The organism is Streptomyces sp. NBC_01016, from assembly GCF_026341035.1.
Lineage (GTDB): Bacteria > Actinomycetota > Actinomycetes > Streptomycetales > Streptomycetaceae > Streptomyces.
This window is the reverse complement of the sequence record NZ_JAPEOQ010000001.1, coordinates 1,324,142-1,338,754: the sequence shown is the minus strand read 5'-3', so window position 1 is coordinate 1,338,754 and position 14,613 is coordinate 1,324,142. Positions and strand designations below refer to the sequence as shown.

Below are 14,613 nucleotides of genomic sequence, written 5' to 3'. Positions count from 1 at the left end.
ATGCCAGGCCGAAACAGACGGTGTGGTGCCCGGCGCGGCAGCCGTCTGTGTCGAGGGGTGGCTCATGTCCAGGGAGCAACGCGGGCCGAACGAAAAGCTCGGCGCCGTTCTCGCCCTCGCGGGAATCAGCAACGCAGGGCTCGCCCGCCGCGTCAACGACCTTGGTTCACAACGTGGGTTGACGCTCCGCTACGACAAGACATCGGTGGCGCGCTGGGTGTCGAAGGGCATGGTGCCGCAGGGCGCCGCCCCGCACCTCATCGCCGCCGCGATAGGCCAGAAGCTCGGCCGGCCCGTGCCCCTGCACGAGATCGGCCTGGCCGACGCGGATCCCGCGCCCGAGGTGGGCCTGGCCTTCCCGCGCGACGTACGGGCGGCGGTGAAGTCGGCGACGGAGCTGTACCGGCTCGACCTCGCCGGGCGGCGGGCGGGCAGCGGCGGGATCTGGCAGTCGCTGGCCGGGTCGTTCGCGGTGAGCGCGTACGCGACGCCCGCGTCCCGGTGGCTGATAACCCCGGCCGACTCCTCGGTGGCGCGGGAGGCCCACCACGTGGAGGAGGAGGCGCCCCAGAAGGTCGGCCACAGCGACGTACAGAAGTTGCGTGAGGCCGCCGAGGACGCGCGGCGCTGGGACTCCAAGTACGGGGGCGGCGACTGGCGTTCGTCGATGGTGCCCGAGTGCCTGCGGGTGGAGGCGGCACCGCTGCTGCTCGGCTCGTACTCGGACGAGGTGGGGCGCTCGCTGTTCGGCGCTGCGGCCGAACTGACGCGCCTGGCCGGGTGGATGGCGTTCGACACCGGGCAGCAGGAGGCGGCACAGCGGTACTACATCCAGGCGCTCAGGCTCGCGCGCGCGGCGGCGGACGTGCCGCTCGGCGGTTACGTTCTCGCCTCCATGTCGCTGCAGGCCACCTACCGCGGCTTCGGTGACGAGGGCGTCGACCTCGCGCAGGCCGCCATCGAGCGCAACCGGGGCCTTGCGACGGCCCGGACCATGAGCTTCTTCCGGCTCATCGAGGCACGCGCGCACGCGCGCGCCAGTGACGGGCACGCGGCCGGGGCCGCATTGCGGGCCGCCGAAGGCTGGCTGGAGCGGGCCCGTGACGGCGACACCGACCCTTCGTGGCTGGGCTTCTACTCGTACGACCGGTTCGCGGCGGACGCGGCCGAGTGCTACCGCGACCTGAAGGCGCCCCGTCAGGTGCGGCGCTTCACGGAGCAGGCGCTGTCGAAGCCCACGGAGGAGTTCGTGCGCTCGCACGGGCTGCGTCTCGTGGTGTCGGCGGTGGCCGAGCTGGAGTCGGGGAACCTGGACGCCGCGTGCGAGCAGGGGACCCGGGCGCTCGAGGTGGCCGGGCGGATCTCGTCCGCGCGGACCACGGAGTACGTGAAGGATCTGCTGCACCGGCTCGAGCCGTACGGGGACGAGCCGCGGGTGGTGGAGCTGCGGGAGCGGGCCCGGCCGTTGCTGATGGCTCCGGCGTAGGCCGGGGCCGGGGGGCTGTGGAACCGTTGCGTCGCGCAGAGGGCGGCTTCTCGCTGCCCTCCATCCGCATGAATTGTCAGTGGGGTCGGGCAAGATGCTGGGTGTGTCGGGAGTGGAGGTGAGGCCCGTGGGGGCGGCTGCGTATGACGGGGACGTGCTGGTGGTCGGCGGGGGGATCGTCGGGCTCTCCACCGCGTATGCCGTGTCGCGGGCGGCGCCGGGGACCCGGGTCGTCGTCCTCGAGAAGGAAGAAGGCCCGGCCCTGCACCAGACGGGGCGGAACAGCGGGGTCATCCACAGCGGGATCTACTACCGGCCGGGCTCGCTCAAGGCGCGGTTCGCGGTGCGCGGCGCCGCCGAGATGGTCAAGTTCTGCGCGGAGTACGGGATCGCGCACGAGGTCACCGGGAAGCTGATCGTCGCCACGGAGCGGGAGGAGCTGCCCCGCCTGCACGCCCTCGTCCAGCGCGGCCGGGAGAACGGGATTCCGGTCCGCGAGCTCGGCCCCGCGCAGATCCAGGAGTACGAGCCGGAGGTGCGCGGCCTCGCCGCGATCCACGTGGGGACGACGGGGATCGTCGACTACCGCGCGGTCGCCGAGCGGTTCGCCGAGGCGTCCGGGGCCGAGATCCGGTACGGGGCGGACGTCGTGCAGGTCGACCGGCGCGCGGACCGGGGTGTCGCCGTGCGGACGAGAGCGGGCGACGTGGTGCGCGGGCGGGTGCTCGTCAACTGCGCGGGGCTGCGCTGCGACGAGGTGGCGCGGTTGACCGGGGACGACCCGGAGATGCGGATCGTGCCGTTCCGCGGCGAGTACTTCGAGCTCGGGCGGCCCGACCTGGTGCGCGGGCTCGTCTACCCCGTGCCGGATCCGGCGTTCCCGTTCCTCGGGGTCCATCTGACGCGGGGGATCGACGGCGGCGTGCACGTGGGGCCCAACGCGGTGCCGGCGCTCGCGCGTGAGGGCTACGGGTGGGGGGTCGTGCGGCCTCGCGAGGTGGGCGGGACGTTGGCCTGGCCGGGGGCGTGGCGGATGGCGCGGAAGCACTGGCGTTACGGGGCGGGGGAGATCCACCGGTCGTTGTCGAAGGCGGCGTTCACGAAGGCTGTGCGGAGGCTTGTGCCGGGGGTGGGCGCGGAGGACATGGTGCCGGTGGCGGCGGGGGTGCGGGCGCAGGCGGTGTTGCGGGACGGGACGTTGGTCGACGACTTCCTCATACGGGAGGGTGAGCGGGCGGTTCACGTGTTGAACGCGCCCTCGCCTGCGGCGACGGCTTCTCTGCCGATTGGGCGGGAGATTGCGCGGCGAGTGCTTGCACTGGTGTGACCTCGGCCGGTGCCGGGGTTGACGCCTCGGGGCTCTGCCCCGGACCCCGCGGGCTCTCGTCCAAAGAGCGGGCTGAAAAGATCGGGGCTCCGCCCCGGATCCCGCTGCTCAATCACCGACGGGGCTTAAAGGATCGGGGCTCTGCCCCGGACCCCGCTGCTCAATCGCCGCAGGGGCTCTACTTTGCCGAGCCGTGCTTCGCGTGCCCGTAAAATTGAGCCCACTGTGTCTGAGTCGTCTGAAACCCCCGCGTCCACCGCCCGCCCCAACGAGCCGCGGTTCCCCGACGGGCCCCGGCCCGACCCCGCGCAGTCGCACTACGAGCACCGCATCCGCAGCTTTCAGCCCCGTCGCGGCCGGGTCACCGACGCGCAGGGCGACGCCCTGCACCGGCTGTGGCCCAAGTGGGGTCTGGACATCGACGGGCAGCGCAGGCTCGACCTCGCGGAGCTGTTCCCCGGCGTCGAGCGCGTCGTCCTGGAGATCGGCTTCGGCATGGGCGAGGCCACGGCGCAGATGGCGGAGGACGACCCGACGACCGGCATTCTCGCGGTCGACGTGCACACGCCCGGCCAGGGCAATCTGCTGAACCTGGCGTCCCGCGCGGGAGTCGACAACGTACGGGTGGCGAACGGCGACGCGGTCGTGCTGCTGCGCGACATGCTCCCGGACGACTGCCTCGACGGGTTGCGCGTCTACTTCCCCGACCCCTGGCCCAAGAAGCGCCACAACAAGCGACGGCTGATCCAGGCCGAATTCCTGTCGCTGGTGGCGGGACCGCTCAAGCCGGGCGCGATCGTGCACTGCGCGACCGACTGGGAGGACTACGCCGAGCAGATGCTCGAGGTCCTCACCGCTCACCCCGACTACGAGAACACCATCGAGGACGGCGGCTACGCGCCCCGCCCCGACTTCCGCCCGCTCACCCGCTTCGAGGGCAAGGGCCTGAACAAGAGCCACGTGGTCCACGACCTCCTGTTCCGACGCCGATAGGTTCAGGGCCGGACCCAGGGCCGGCCCCAGGCCGGATCCTCTCGGCCCCGTCGCGGCGGGCCGCATCCCTCGTTAGGGTCAATTGGTGGCCTCGTATCCCGTCTATCCGCACCAGCAGGACGACGTCCTCGGCGCACACCCGAGCGGCGCGGTCCCTCACGGTGCGGTTCCGCATCCGCGCTGGTGGGAGCGGAAGGGCGTGCGGGCCACCGCGCTTGCGGCGCTGCTCGCGATCTCCGGGGTCGTGATCCTCGCCATGGTCCGCGAGCAGACCGGCACGGAGGGGTTCCTGGTCGGGCTCGGGCTCGCCGTGCTGCCCGTGCCCCTCCTCATATCCGCGTTCCGCTGGCTGGACCGCGTACAGCCGGGCCCCTGGCGGAACTTGATCTTCTCCTTCGCCTGGGGAGCGTGCGCGGCGGCGCTGATCGCGATCGTCGCCAACAGCTTCGCGACCCGCTGGATAGAGACCGCGACCGCCGACCCGTCCAGCGCCGACACCCTCGGCGCCACCGTCATAGCCCCGATCGTCGAGGAGTCCGCGAAGGCGGCGGCCGTGCTGCTCGTCTTCCTGTTCCGCAGACGGGACTTCACCGGAATCGTCGACGGCGTCGTCATCGCCGGGGTCACCGCCACCGGCTTCGCGTTCACCGAGAACATCCTCTATCTCGGCAACGCCTTCGGCACCGACCAGCTCTCCGGCACCGGAGCCGGCCTGACCTCGGTCACCGCGGCCACCTTCTTCGTGCGCATCGTGATGTCCCCGTTCGCGCACCCCCTGTTCACGGTGCTCACCGGCATCGGCTTCGGCATCGCCGCCGCCATGGCACCGGGCCGCGGCCGACTGCGCCGGATGCTGCTCCCGTTCGCCGGGCTGCTCGCCGCGATGGGCATGCACGCGTTCTGGAACGGCTCGTCCTCGTTCGGCGAGTACGGCTTCTTCGCGGTGTACGCCGCGTTCATGGTGCCGGTGTTCGGCGTGCTCACCTGGCTCGCGGTGTACGTACGCCAGCGCGAACTGCGCACCATCCGCCAGGAGCTGCCCGCCTACGTCGCCGCGGGCTGGCTCGCCCCGCCGGAGCCGTTCGCGCTCGGCTCGCTCAAGGCGCGGCGCCTGGCCCGGGACTTCGCCACGCACTACGGCGGCCGGGCCGCCGCGACGGCGGTCGCCGAGTACGAGGACTTCGCGACGTCCCTCGCGCTCCTCCGCCACCGCGGCCGCAGGGGCAAAGCCGGCGCGGACTTCGTCGAACGGGAGCGGGCGCTGCTCGAAGCGCTGTGGGCGCGGCGCGACTACGCGCGCCCGGCGCTCGCGTACGGCTCCCAGATCGCGGCGCCGATGTGGCTGCCCCCGGTGTACGCGGGCCCACTCGCGCAGGGCCCCGCGTACACACAGGGCCCCGCGTACACGCAGGACCCCGCGTACATCTACGACAACCCGTACCGCTACTGAGACGCGGCCGTCAGCCGGTTACTGAGACGCCGCCGTCAGCCGGTCGAGCTCCGCCTGCGTCAGCTCCACGTCCGCCACCGCGAGCAGCGCCGGGAGCTGGTCGACGATCCGCGCGGACGCGATCGGCGCCGCCACCGTGGGCTGCGCGGCGAGCCAGGCGAGGGCGACCGTCGCGATCTCGGCGTCGTGCGCCTGCGCGGTCTCGTCGAGGGCGGTCAGGACCTTCTGTCCGCGCTCCGTCTCCAGGTACGCGCCGGCCTTCGCGGCGCGGGCGCTGTCCACCTGCTGCCCCGGCCGGTACTTGCCGGTCAGGAAGCCGGACGCGAGCGCGTAGTACGGCACGGCCCCGAGGCCCGCGCGGGCGGCGACGTCCTGCAGTTCGCCCTCGTACGTGTCGCGCGAGACGAGGTTGTAGTGCGGCTGGAGCGCGACGTAACGGGCGAGGCCCTCGCGGTCGGAGAAGTCGAGGGAGGCCTGGAGGCGCTCGGCGGAGATGTTGGAGGCGGCGATGTGCCGTACCTTGCCCGCCTTCACCAGCTCGTCTAGGGCGCCGATGATCTCCTCGACCGGTACCTCGGGCTTGTCGTAGTGCGTGTAGTACAGGTCGATGTGGTCGGTGCCGAGGCGCTTCAGGGAGGCGTCGGCCGCGGCCTTGATGTTCGCGGCGGACAGGCCCTGGAACTCGGGGTGCTGGCTGCCCTTGGTGGCGATGACGACGTCGTCGCGGCGGCCGCGCGAGGCCAGCCACTTGCCGATGACGGTCTCCGACTCACCGCCCCGGTTGCCGTCCACCCAGGCCGAGTACACATCGGCGGTGTCGATGAAGTTGCCGCCCGCGGCGACGTACGCGTCGAGCACCTCGAAGGACGTGGCCTCGTCGGCGGTCCAGCCGAACACGTTGCCCCCGAGGGACAGCGGGAAGACCTCGAGGTCGGAGGTGCCGAGCTTGCGCAGAGAGCGAGAGGAAGTCATGCCCTTACTCAACACCCGTACGGAATACGGTATTCCGCGATCACCCCGGAAACTGCCCCAAGAATGGGCAAACCGGCAGCCCTGACGTCGGGGGGTGTGCGCCAGGACCGCCGGGGTTCAGTTGCTCAGGGGGTGAGGCCCTTGTCGCGCAGCCACGGCGCCGGGTCGACCCCGGTGGACTGCCCGTCGGGATGGACCTCCAGGTGGAGGTGCGGCCCGGTGACATTGCCCGTGGCGCCCACGCGGCCGATGACATCGCCCGTCGAGACCTTCTGGCCGGCGCTGACATTGAGCGAGGACTGGTGGCAGAACCACAGCTCGGTGCCGTCGTCGAGGGTGAGGATCGTGCGGTAGCCGTACGCGCCCGCCCAGCCGGCCTCCGTGATCGTGCCGGAGTGGATGGCGCGGATCGGCGTACCGGTGGAGGCCGCGAAGTCGAGACCCGTGTGGTAGCCGGAGGACCACATGGAGCCGGGCTGGCCGAAGGTGCCGGTGAGCGTGTACGAGGCGACCGGGAGCTTGAAGCTCTTGGCGAGCTTGGCGAGACGCTCGGCCTCCGCCTTGCGGCGGGCCTCCGCCTCGGCCTTCTTCTTCGCCGCGAGCTCCTTGGCCTTGGCCACGTCCTGCTTGGCCTCGGCCTCGGCGGCCGCCTGCTTCGCGGCGGCCTCCTCAGCGGCCTGCTTCGCGGTGGCGTCGGCCGCGTCCTGCTGCGTCTCGGCCTGCTGCACGATGCGGGCCCGCAGCGCCTCGCCGGCGCCGGTCTGCCCGTCGGCGGCCTCGGCCTGAGTGATACCGGCGCCGCTCAGCGGGGAGGCCGTGGCGCCTGAGTCGGAATCGGAGTCCGAGCCGTCGGATATCAGCGAGCCCACGCCCGGCAGCGACTTGGCCTCGGGCAGCGAGTCCTTGACCGCGGACAGGTCGGGCATGGAGATGTGGACCGGCGGCTTGCCGCCCTGTGCGGTGGCGATGCCGCCCGCACCGACGGCGGCGACCACGCCGACGCCGAGAACAGTGGAGCTGCGAGCGAATCCACCACGGCGGCGGGCTGTGCGATGCCTGCCGCGGACGGGAGCGATGGACTCCTCGGTGGGGTTCCACTCCTCCCAGGTCTCCTGCTCGACGCCGGAGTCGTCTTCGGGGCCGTAGAAGAAGTTGGGGGCAGGCCGGTTCGACGCCACGGGGGCGCTCTCCTTTCCTTCCTTCTCGCCTACCGGGTTAGCTGACGGGTTCGGAGCAGGAAGGTCTCCTACGAACACCAAAGGTGTCCGATTCACCCCAAGTTGATGGTTCCCCGGTTCCCTTGCGGGATTAAGCGTGTGCGCACGGAGCCATCTCTTGTGACGGCTGGGACGACCGCGCTGCGTTATCGAACGTTAATAGACAGCAGACAGTAATTCCAAGCGCTTCCCACTGATCGTTCACGACTCTGGCCAGGACTTATCGGGACATGAGGGGCGGAATCGGGCGAGTTGATCGCATGTCGCAAACGTCCACGCAACTGATGGTGCGTCAATTGTTATGCGGAGCGACGCCGTTCGACTACCTCTGGTAACAACGATCAAGGAACTCAGCCGCGCCGCACGGCGAGCAGCGCCATGTCGTCCTTCGTCCCGTCGCCGGTGTGCGTACGCACCTCGACGGCGAGGGCCGCGAGGAGTTCCTCGGGCCCCGGAAAGACGCGCCCGGAGAGCCGGGCCGCCGGATCGTAGAAGCGGCCGCTCGGGTCGCGCGCCTCGGAGAGCCCGTCGGTGTAGAGCAGCAGCGTCGCCGCGGACGGGAACGCCGCCTCGACGGCCCGGTCGGGCCAGCTGCCGAGTTCGCTCATGCCGAGCGGCAGCGCCGCCTGGCACGGATCGAGTGCGCGTACGGTGCCGTCGCCGAGCAGCAACAGCGGGCTGGGGTGGCCGCGGTTGAGGACGCGGACGAGCTCGACGCCATGCGGGATCTCGGCCAGTACGGCGGTGGTGAAGCCCTCGAAGTCGTCGATGCCGCTGCGCCGGGCGCCCTCGCGGGCCAGGGCCCGCTCAAGGCGCTGGGCGACCGCCTCCAGGGAGCCCTCCTGCTCGGCGGCCTCCCGGAACGCGCCGATGACGACGGCGACCGCGGCGACCGCGCCCATGCCCTTGCCGCGCACGTCGCCGACGATGATCCGAATGCCGTGCGGGGTGTCCTGGACCGCGTACAGATCACCGCCGATGAACGCGCCTTCCTGCGCCGCCTCGTAGCGCGCCGCGATCACGAAGCCGCCGAGTCGCCGGGCCGGTTCGGGCAGCACCGCCAACTGCGCGGCCTGCGCGATCTCACGGGCGGAGGCCAGCTGCTCGTAACTTCGGTAGACGATCCGGTTGAGCAGACAGGCCAGCAGACAGACGGTGGCCACGGTGACGATCTCGGTGACGAACACCGAGTCGAGGTTCTCCGTGAAGCGCAGGTGCACGGCGGTGATCGCGCCGATCGACACCACGCCGACCAGGATCGTCGCGCCGAGCGAGAAGAACGGTGCGGCCACCAGCGGCGCCGCGCTGAACAAGGGGGCGCCGGGGAAGCCGCTGGGAGTGACGTACTCGTAGATCGCGCCGCCGATGACGAGCAGCAGGGGCAGCAGCCGCAGGAAGAGCCGGACGCTCACGTTCTCGGAGCCGTGCCGCCTCCGTCTCCCGCCGGTACCTCCTGTTCGCTTCCCCACCACTCGTCTCCTGCCGTTCCCTGCCAGCTTCCGGCGTCTCACCAAGAGTTCCTGCACGGGGACGCCGGGGCGAGCAGGACTGGGCCGTACGGGTAGGGAAAGTGACGTGCGCAACACCGGCGGTACAGGGGTGCCACGGGGTGGCACAGCGGCATCGCGGCAGAAAAAAACCGAGGCCGGAATCTCGATGAGATTCCGGCCTCGGCCTTCAGTAGCGGGGACAGGATTTGAACCTGCGACCTCTGGGTTATGAGCCCAGCGAGCTACCGAGCTGCTCCACCCCGCGCCGTTGTGTTCACAACTCTACGCCATCAGGGGGAGGGAACGCGAATCGCTTCCCACGGGGCGGCTCACGCGGCGGCGTGCGTAAGCGTCTCCCACGCCACGAACAGGTCGTCCGTCCCCTCGGGACGCTGCTTGTGAGTGAGCTTCTCGGTCTGCGGGAGGTCCATCTTCAGCCGTCCCTTCAAGTGCTGAAGGCCCACCTCCGTGTCGGGCCCCATGTCCCGCTGCACCTTCCCGCCGCACAGCCAGGACGGGGCCTTGGTGCCCAGCTGGTACTTGGAGTGCAGTTCGAGCGCGGCGGCGAGCCGGTCCTTCACCTCCCCGTACAGGTCGACGCCCTGGTGCCAGGCGGTCTCCGCCATGTGGGAGGTGGCGGCGAGGGAGTAGCTGGCGTGCTTGAAGTTGCGGCAGGTCTCCTGGGCGAGCCCGTCCTTGAAGGTCCTCTGCCCGAACCAGTACGTCTGCAGTTCCTTCGGGGTGTTGATGCCGCTGCCCTTCGGTTTCACCGGCAGCGGCCCGTCGGACGACAGATAGAAGTACGCGGGGACCCGGTTGCGGAAGTGTCCGACGGCCTGATCGAAGGCCTTCTGGTCGTTGAGGTGGACGGCCATGCTCATCGTCGCGTCGGCCATCACCAGGTCCCAGTTGCCGTTGAAGTCGGCGGAACCGCCCCGCACTTCGGGCAGATAGGCCTCGCGCAGCATCCGCTGGAACTTCAGCTCCTGCCCGTCCGGCCAGTCCTTGTACGTGTACTGCATCAGCTCGGCGGCCTTCGCCCAGGACGTGCCGGCCCAGGCGGCCTGCAGCCCCGCGTTGTCCGCGGTGTGGCCGGTGATCTTGTCCGCCCAGGCGTTCATGATCTCGACGGCCTTCGCGGCGTGGGCCTTGTCGCGGGTGACGTTCCACAGCAGGGCCTGCGTATAGGCGGCGATGGCGTCCTCGCGCTCCTCGACGCAGCCCTGCCCGGCCTCGGCGTCGAAGGGGCACTCCACGGTCGCGTACGGCTTGGCCTTGTAGTCGAGGTCGGCGTACTTGCTGTCGCTCATCTCCTTGTACGCGGAGATCCACGGCTCCTGCTTACGGGCCACGTGGTCGCGTACCGCGGCCAGTTGCCCCTTGCCGACCAGGACGCCCGGGTGCGCGAAGGGGCCGCCGGAGGGCCGGTGCTCGGGGTGCGCGCCCACGTCGGAGTCGGTCCGCGTGGACCCGCCGCACGCCGTCGCGGCCACCACCAGCAAGGGGACGAGGCTCCCCAGAAGAACGCGTCGCGTCCGTGCGCCCGCTGCCATGCAACACCTCCGGTCGGATCATTGGCAGCCTGACGCCTGCGGGCGGTCGGCGCAGGATCTGATGCGCCGGTCGGGAACGGGCCACGTGCGGCCTTCCTCACTTGGGCCACGTGCCGCCTCACTTGGGCCACATGTCGCCTTCCTCGCTCCTCTTGCGCGCTTCTTGCGCTCTTCTTGGGGCCTTCGAACTTCTTCTGACTCTTTCGGACTCTTCCGGACTCTTTCGGACTACGGGGGCCGACTCCGAGCCGCGCCGACTACGGTGCTTCTCCTCCCTGCCGACCTGTTCACCGGGAAGAGGCGATCGCAGTGAAAGCTGAGCGGCGCCCAGGTGATCTTCCGATCGAGGTGACGAGCTTCGTCGGCCGGAGCGAGGAGATCGGGGCGGCCACCCAACTCCTCGGCAGGGTCCGCCTGGTGACCTTTCTCGGGCCCGGCGGCGTCGGCAAGACCAGGACCGCGCTGCGCGTCGCCGGCCAGCTGGCCGGGGGGCTCGACGGCGGCGTCTGCATGGTGCAGCTGTCCTCCCTGAAGGACCCCGATCTGCTGGCGCACTCGGTGTCGGCCGCCCTCGGCCTGCCGGAACAGCCGAACCGCTCGCAGCTCGACGTCCTCGTGGACCACCTGGAGGACCGGGAACTGCTGCTGGTGCTCGACACCTGCGAGCACATCGTGGACGCCTGCGGGATGCTCGCCGACGTCCTGCTGCGCACCGCGCCCTCGGTGCGGATCCTCGCGACCAGCCGCGAACCCCTGGACGTACCCGGTGAGCACACCTTCCCCCTCATGCCGCTGGCCGTGCCCTCCGCGCAGGACGGGCAGCCGACCACCACCGACGCCATGCAGCTCTTCGCCGACCGCGCCGCGGCCGTGGTGCCCGGGTTCGTACTGAGCGAAGGCAACCGCGGGGCCGTCGCCGCCCTGTGCCGGCGGCTCGACGGGATCCCGCTGGCCATCGAGCTGGCGGCGGTGCGGCTGCGCGCCCTGTCCCTCGAACAGATCGTGGACCGCCTCAGCGGCCGGTTCCGCGTGCTCACCGGCGGCAGCAAGGTGGCCCTGCCGCGGCACAAGACACTGCGGACGGCCATCGACTGGAGCCACGATCTGTGCTCGCCGCAGGAACGGCTGCTGTGGGCCCGGCTCTCGGTGTTCGCGGGCGACTTCGACCTGCCGTCCGTGGAGGACGTCTGCGCCGACGACGCGCTGCCCGCCGAGGAGGTCGTCGAGCAGCTGATCGGGCTCGTCGACAAGTCGGTGGTCCTGCGGGCCGACGACGCGGACGAGGTCCGCTACCGGCTGCTCGACACCCTGCGCGAGTACGGGGCGGAGCAGTTGGCCGAGCGCGCCGACGGGTACGCCGTGCAGGTGCGCCACCGCGACCACTACCTGGAACTGGCCCGGTGGTTCGAGGCCGAGTGGGCCGGCGACGAACAGATGCCGCGCTTCCACCGGCTGCTGCGCGAGCGCGCGAACCTGCGGGTGGCGCTGGAGTTCTCCTACTCCTCGGCGCAGGAGGCCCACACCGGCCTGACGCTCGCCACGACCCTGTGGGCGTTCTGGTTCTGCGCCTCACGCCTGTCGGAGGGCCGGTACTGGCTGCACAAGGGGCTCGAACTCGTACCCGAACCGGTCGCCGAGCGCTCCATGGCCCTGCGCTACGCGGGCTGGTACGCCGCCATCCAGGGCGACCACTCCCCCGAGCTGCCGCTGATGCTGGGCGAGGCCTGCGACATCGCCGTACAGCTCGGGGACGAGCGGCTGCACGCGCACGCGCGGGCCATCCTGGGCTGCGTCCACATGGCGATGGGCCGGCCCGAGGCGGCGGTGGAGCTGTACGAGGCCGCGCACGTCACGCTGCGCGAACTCGACGACCAGGTCGGCATCCTCATGTACGGGTACCACCTGGGCTTCCTGCACATGCTGCTGGGCGATCTGGCAGCCGCCTGCGACAACTGCGACGTCACGCTGTCCATGGCCGGCCCGGAGGAGCGCTGGAACCGGGGCTGGGCCGCCTGCCACAAGGCGGTCGCCCTGTGGCTGATGGGCGACCACGAGGAGAGCGCGCGGCTCGCCCGCGTCGGCGCCCGCTGCAAGTACGACCTGGAGGACTACCTCTGCATCGCGCACTGCCTGGAACCCCTGGCCTGGATCGCCGCCGAGGAACCCGAGCACTGCATGCGGGCGGCCTGGCTGCTGGGCGCAGTCGCGGGCCTCTACCGCAGGTGCGGTGCCGTTCCGATGTTCGGCGTGAGCATGCTCCAGGAATTCCAGTACGCGGCCGAACGCAAGGCCAAGCAGGTGCTCGGCGAGACCGCGTACGAGGCGGCGTTCCGCGGCGGCGCCACCGCGCCGCTGGACCAGGTGATCGCCCGCGCCACCGGCGACGAGCCGCCCGTCGCCGCCCCCGAGCCCGACGAGCAAGTCACACCGCTGGGCGTGCTGACCCGCCGGGAGCGCGAGGTCGCCACACTGGTCGCCGAGGGCCTGTCGAACCGTCAGATCGCGCAGCGCCTCGTCATCTCCAAGCGCACCGCCGACGCGCACGTCGAACACATCCTGACCAAGCTCGGCTTCTCCTCCCGGGCCCAGATCGCCAGCCTGGTGGGCGAGACCGCACGCGTGTTGGGAGAGGGCGCCAACTCCTGACGGTGCCCGAGGAGTTGGGCGTCCGGCGGCTCACCGTAGAGGCCCGCGCGTCCACACCTCTCGGCCCGATTCCTCCGCGCCCGGTCCCGAGGCCGGCAGCGCCTTCCAGCCCCACGCCCGGAGCAGCTGCCCGACCCCGGCCGCGCGCCTGTACCCGTCCACACCGGCCACCACGAGGTCCTGGGTGTGGCGGGCGAACAGCAGATCCCCGAGGCGGGTCGCGACGCCGCGGTGGCGGTGCGCGGGCAGCACCATCAGTTGGGTGAGCACGAACACCCGCCCGGACGCGGTGAGTTCCTCCGTCTGCCGTGTCACCTCGACGGGGTAGTCGGACCACCACGCCCCGTCGCGCTCCAGGCGGTACCCGTAGGCGCAGCCGACGACGCCGGGCGAGTCGGCGACGACCATGTCGAACCCGTCGTGCCGCACATGCTGCTCGAAGCGGCGCTGGAAGCTCGTCCGGTCCCGGTACTCGGACCCGGCCGCTGCGCGGTACGCCGCGACGTACACATCGGCAACCTCCTCCCGCTGCTGTTCGGCCTGCCATCGGCTGAGCCTGCGCAGATACACCTCGTCCATCCGGACTCCCCTCCCGGTTTCTTCGACGCGGGCCCGCTCAGTGGGCCTGCTTCTGCGTGGTGCGTTCGTGGCGGCGGCGCGCCCGTACGGCGATCCTTCCCGCCTGCTGTGCGTTGAGCCGGTGGATCAGGTAGGCGCCGATGGTGATCAGCACCAGAATCGCGGCTGCCGTGAGTGCGGAGTCCATGACCGTCACCGCCCCGCGGCCGTGGGGACGGCGTGGGTGGACGTCGCGCCGCCCTCGTACTCCCATGACTCCTGCGCGCTCTGCGCCCGGTCGAGCACCTCGGCGCCTTGCAGGCGCGCGGTCTCGGCGGCCATGAGATCGGTGGCGGTCAGCGGCGGCCCGTCCGGGGCGCAGGCGGCGGCCATGAGCCGCTCGGCGCTCGCGTCGTCCGTCTCGGGCGGGATCACCAGGAGGTCGAAGCGGCCGGTCCCGTAGGTCAGCAACAGCAGCTTGTGCGGGTCGAGTTCGGGGGTGAACCAGCCGATCTTCATGACGCGGTTGTGGACGGTCACCTTGCGCGGGACGACGGGCCAGAGCATCGGATTGACGGCGACGCGCGTGATCCGACCCCACAGCGGATCGAGTACGTCCGCCAGGCCGGGGAGTTCGGCGGCAAGGTCGCGTGAACGGGGCCACCAGGCGCCGTCGAGCAAGCCACGGCCTGTAGAGGACTTGAGCGCCACACGTGCGGCGGAGGACGGAGGCGGAACGGCGGTGTGCGTGGACGTGGTGGTCGCGATCATGATGCGAACCCGTCTTCGGAGCGGCACGGCGGCCGTCCCCGATGCCAATGGCTCACCGAGGACGAGACCTGCGTGGATGCCGGAGTGCGAAATGCCCTGGGTACCTCAACGGTACTCCTCCGACCGGGGGCGGAGACGATTCCGGCCGCC

At 71.1% G+C, this 14,613-nt stretch carries 12 protein-coding genes, 1 tRNA gene and 1 riboswitch; of the genes, 5 read left to right on the top strand and 8 right to left on the bottom strand.

The features are described 5' to 3' along the window. Positions 1-64 precede the first annotated feature (64 nt). From OG746_RS06340 to OG746_RS06325, 4 genes are all read left to right on the top strand, one after another. Positions 65-1,486 carry an NsdA family TPR-like regulatory protein gene (locus OG746_RS06340; RefSeq protein WP_266712400.1) on the top strand — a complete coding sequence of 474 codons (1,422 nt, stop codon included), beginning with the start codon at positions 65-67 and terminating at the stop codon, positions 1,484-1,486. A gap of 94 nt (positions 1,487-1,580) precedes the next feature. Then, positions 1,581-2,813, top strand: a complete 1,233-nt coding sequence (gene lhgD, locus OG746_RS06335; protein ID WP_266718744.1) for an L-2-hydroxyglutarate dehydrogenase — start codon at positions 1,581-1,583, stop codon at positions 2,811-2,813. Positions 2,814-3,038: 225 nt separating this feature from the next. Continuing rightward, a complete protein-coding gene (gene trmB, locus OG746_RS06330; RefSeq protein ID WP_266712398.1) occupies positions 3,039-3,806 on the top strand; it encodes a tRNA (guanosine(46)-N7)-methyltransferase TrmB in 768 nt (255 codons plus the stop codon). An 85-nt stretch (positions 3,807-3,891) separates the two neighbouring features. Further along, complete coding sequence (locus OG746_RS06325; RefSeq protein WP_524540380.1) at positions 3,892-5,256, top strand: PrsW family intramembrane metalloprotease; 1,365 nt, start codon at positions 3,892-3,894, stop codon at positions 5,254-5,256. Between the two features lie 18 nt (positions 5,257-5,274). Here OG746_RS06325 and OG746_RS06320 read toward each other — a convergent pair whose 3' ends face one another. The 5 genes from OG746_RS06320 to OG746_RS06300 form a co-directional block, all read right to left on the bottom strand. Further along, positions 5,275-6,228, bottom strand: a complete 954-nt coding sequence (locus tag OG746_RS06320) for an aldo/keto reductase (protein WP_266712396.1) — start codon at positions 6,226-6,228, stop codon at positions 5,275-5,277. Between the two features lie 125 nt (positions 6,229-6,353). Continuing rightward, entirely contained in the window at positions 6,354-7,406 is a 1,053-nt protein-coding gene (locus OG746_RS06315; protein WP_266712394.1) for a M23 family metallopeptidase, read from the bottom strand. Positions 7,407-7,417: 11 nt separating this feature from the next. Then, a riboswitch (cyclic di-AMP (ydaO/yuaA leader) is annotated at positions 7,418-7,553 on the bottom strand. Between the two features lie 242 nt (positions 7,554-7,795). Beyond that, the gene (locus OG746_RS06310; RefSeq protein ID WP_266712392.1) at positions 7,796-8,857 is read right to left on the bottom strand and encodes a PP2C family protein-serine/threonine phosphatase; all 1,062 of its coding nucleotides are present in this window, start codon (positions 8,855-8,857) and stop codon (positions 7,796-7,798) included. Between the two features lie 269 nt (positions 8,858-9,126). Further along, positions 9,127-9,200, bottom strand: a tRNA-Met gene (locus OG746_RS06305). Positions 9,201-9,264: 64 nt separating this feature from the next. Continuing rightward, positions 9,265-10,488, bottom strand: coding sequence for an alginate lyase family protein (locus OG746_RS06300; protein ID WP_266712390.1), 1,224 nt, complete (start codon positions 10,486-10,488; stop codon positions 9,265-9,267). Between the two features lie 348 nt (positions 10,489-10,836). On the opposite strand from OG746_RS06300, the gene OG746_RS06295 reads away from it, so the two are divergent. Then, the gene (locus OG746_RS06295; protein ID WP_266712388.1) at positions 10,837-13,134 is read left to right on the top strand and encodes an ATP-binding protein; all 2,298 of its coding nucleotides are present in this window, start codon (positions 10,837-10,839) and stop codon (positions 13,132-13,134) included. 30 nt (positions 13,135-13,164) lie between these two features. On the opposite strand, the gene OG746_RS06290 is transcribed toward OG746_RS06295, so the two are convergent. From OG746_RS06290 to OG746_RS06280, 3 genes are read right to left on the bottom strand one after another with little or no spacing between them, the layout of a single operon-like run. Further along, positions 13,165-13,713, bottom strand: coding sequence for a GNAT family N-acetyltransferase (locus OG746_RS06290; protein WP_266712386.1), 549 nt, complete (start codon positions 13,711-13,713; stop codon positions 13,165-13,167). 37 nt (positions 13,714-13,750) lie between these two features. Beyond that, positions 13,751-13,900, bottom strand: coding sequence for a hypothetical protein (locus OG746_RS06285; RefSeq protein WP_266712384.1), 150 nt, complete (start codon positions 13,898-13,900; stop codon positions 13,751-13,753). A 5-nt stretch (positions 13,901-13,905) separates the two neighbouring features. Continuing rightward, the gene (locus OG746_RS06280; RefSeq protein ID WP_266712382.1) at positions 13,906-14,463 is read right to left on the bottom strand and encodes a DUF5994 family protein; all 558 of its coding nucleotides are present in this window, start codon (positions 14,461-14,463) and stop codon (positions 13,906-13,908) included. Positions 14,464-14,613: the final 150 nt, after the last annotated feature.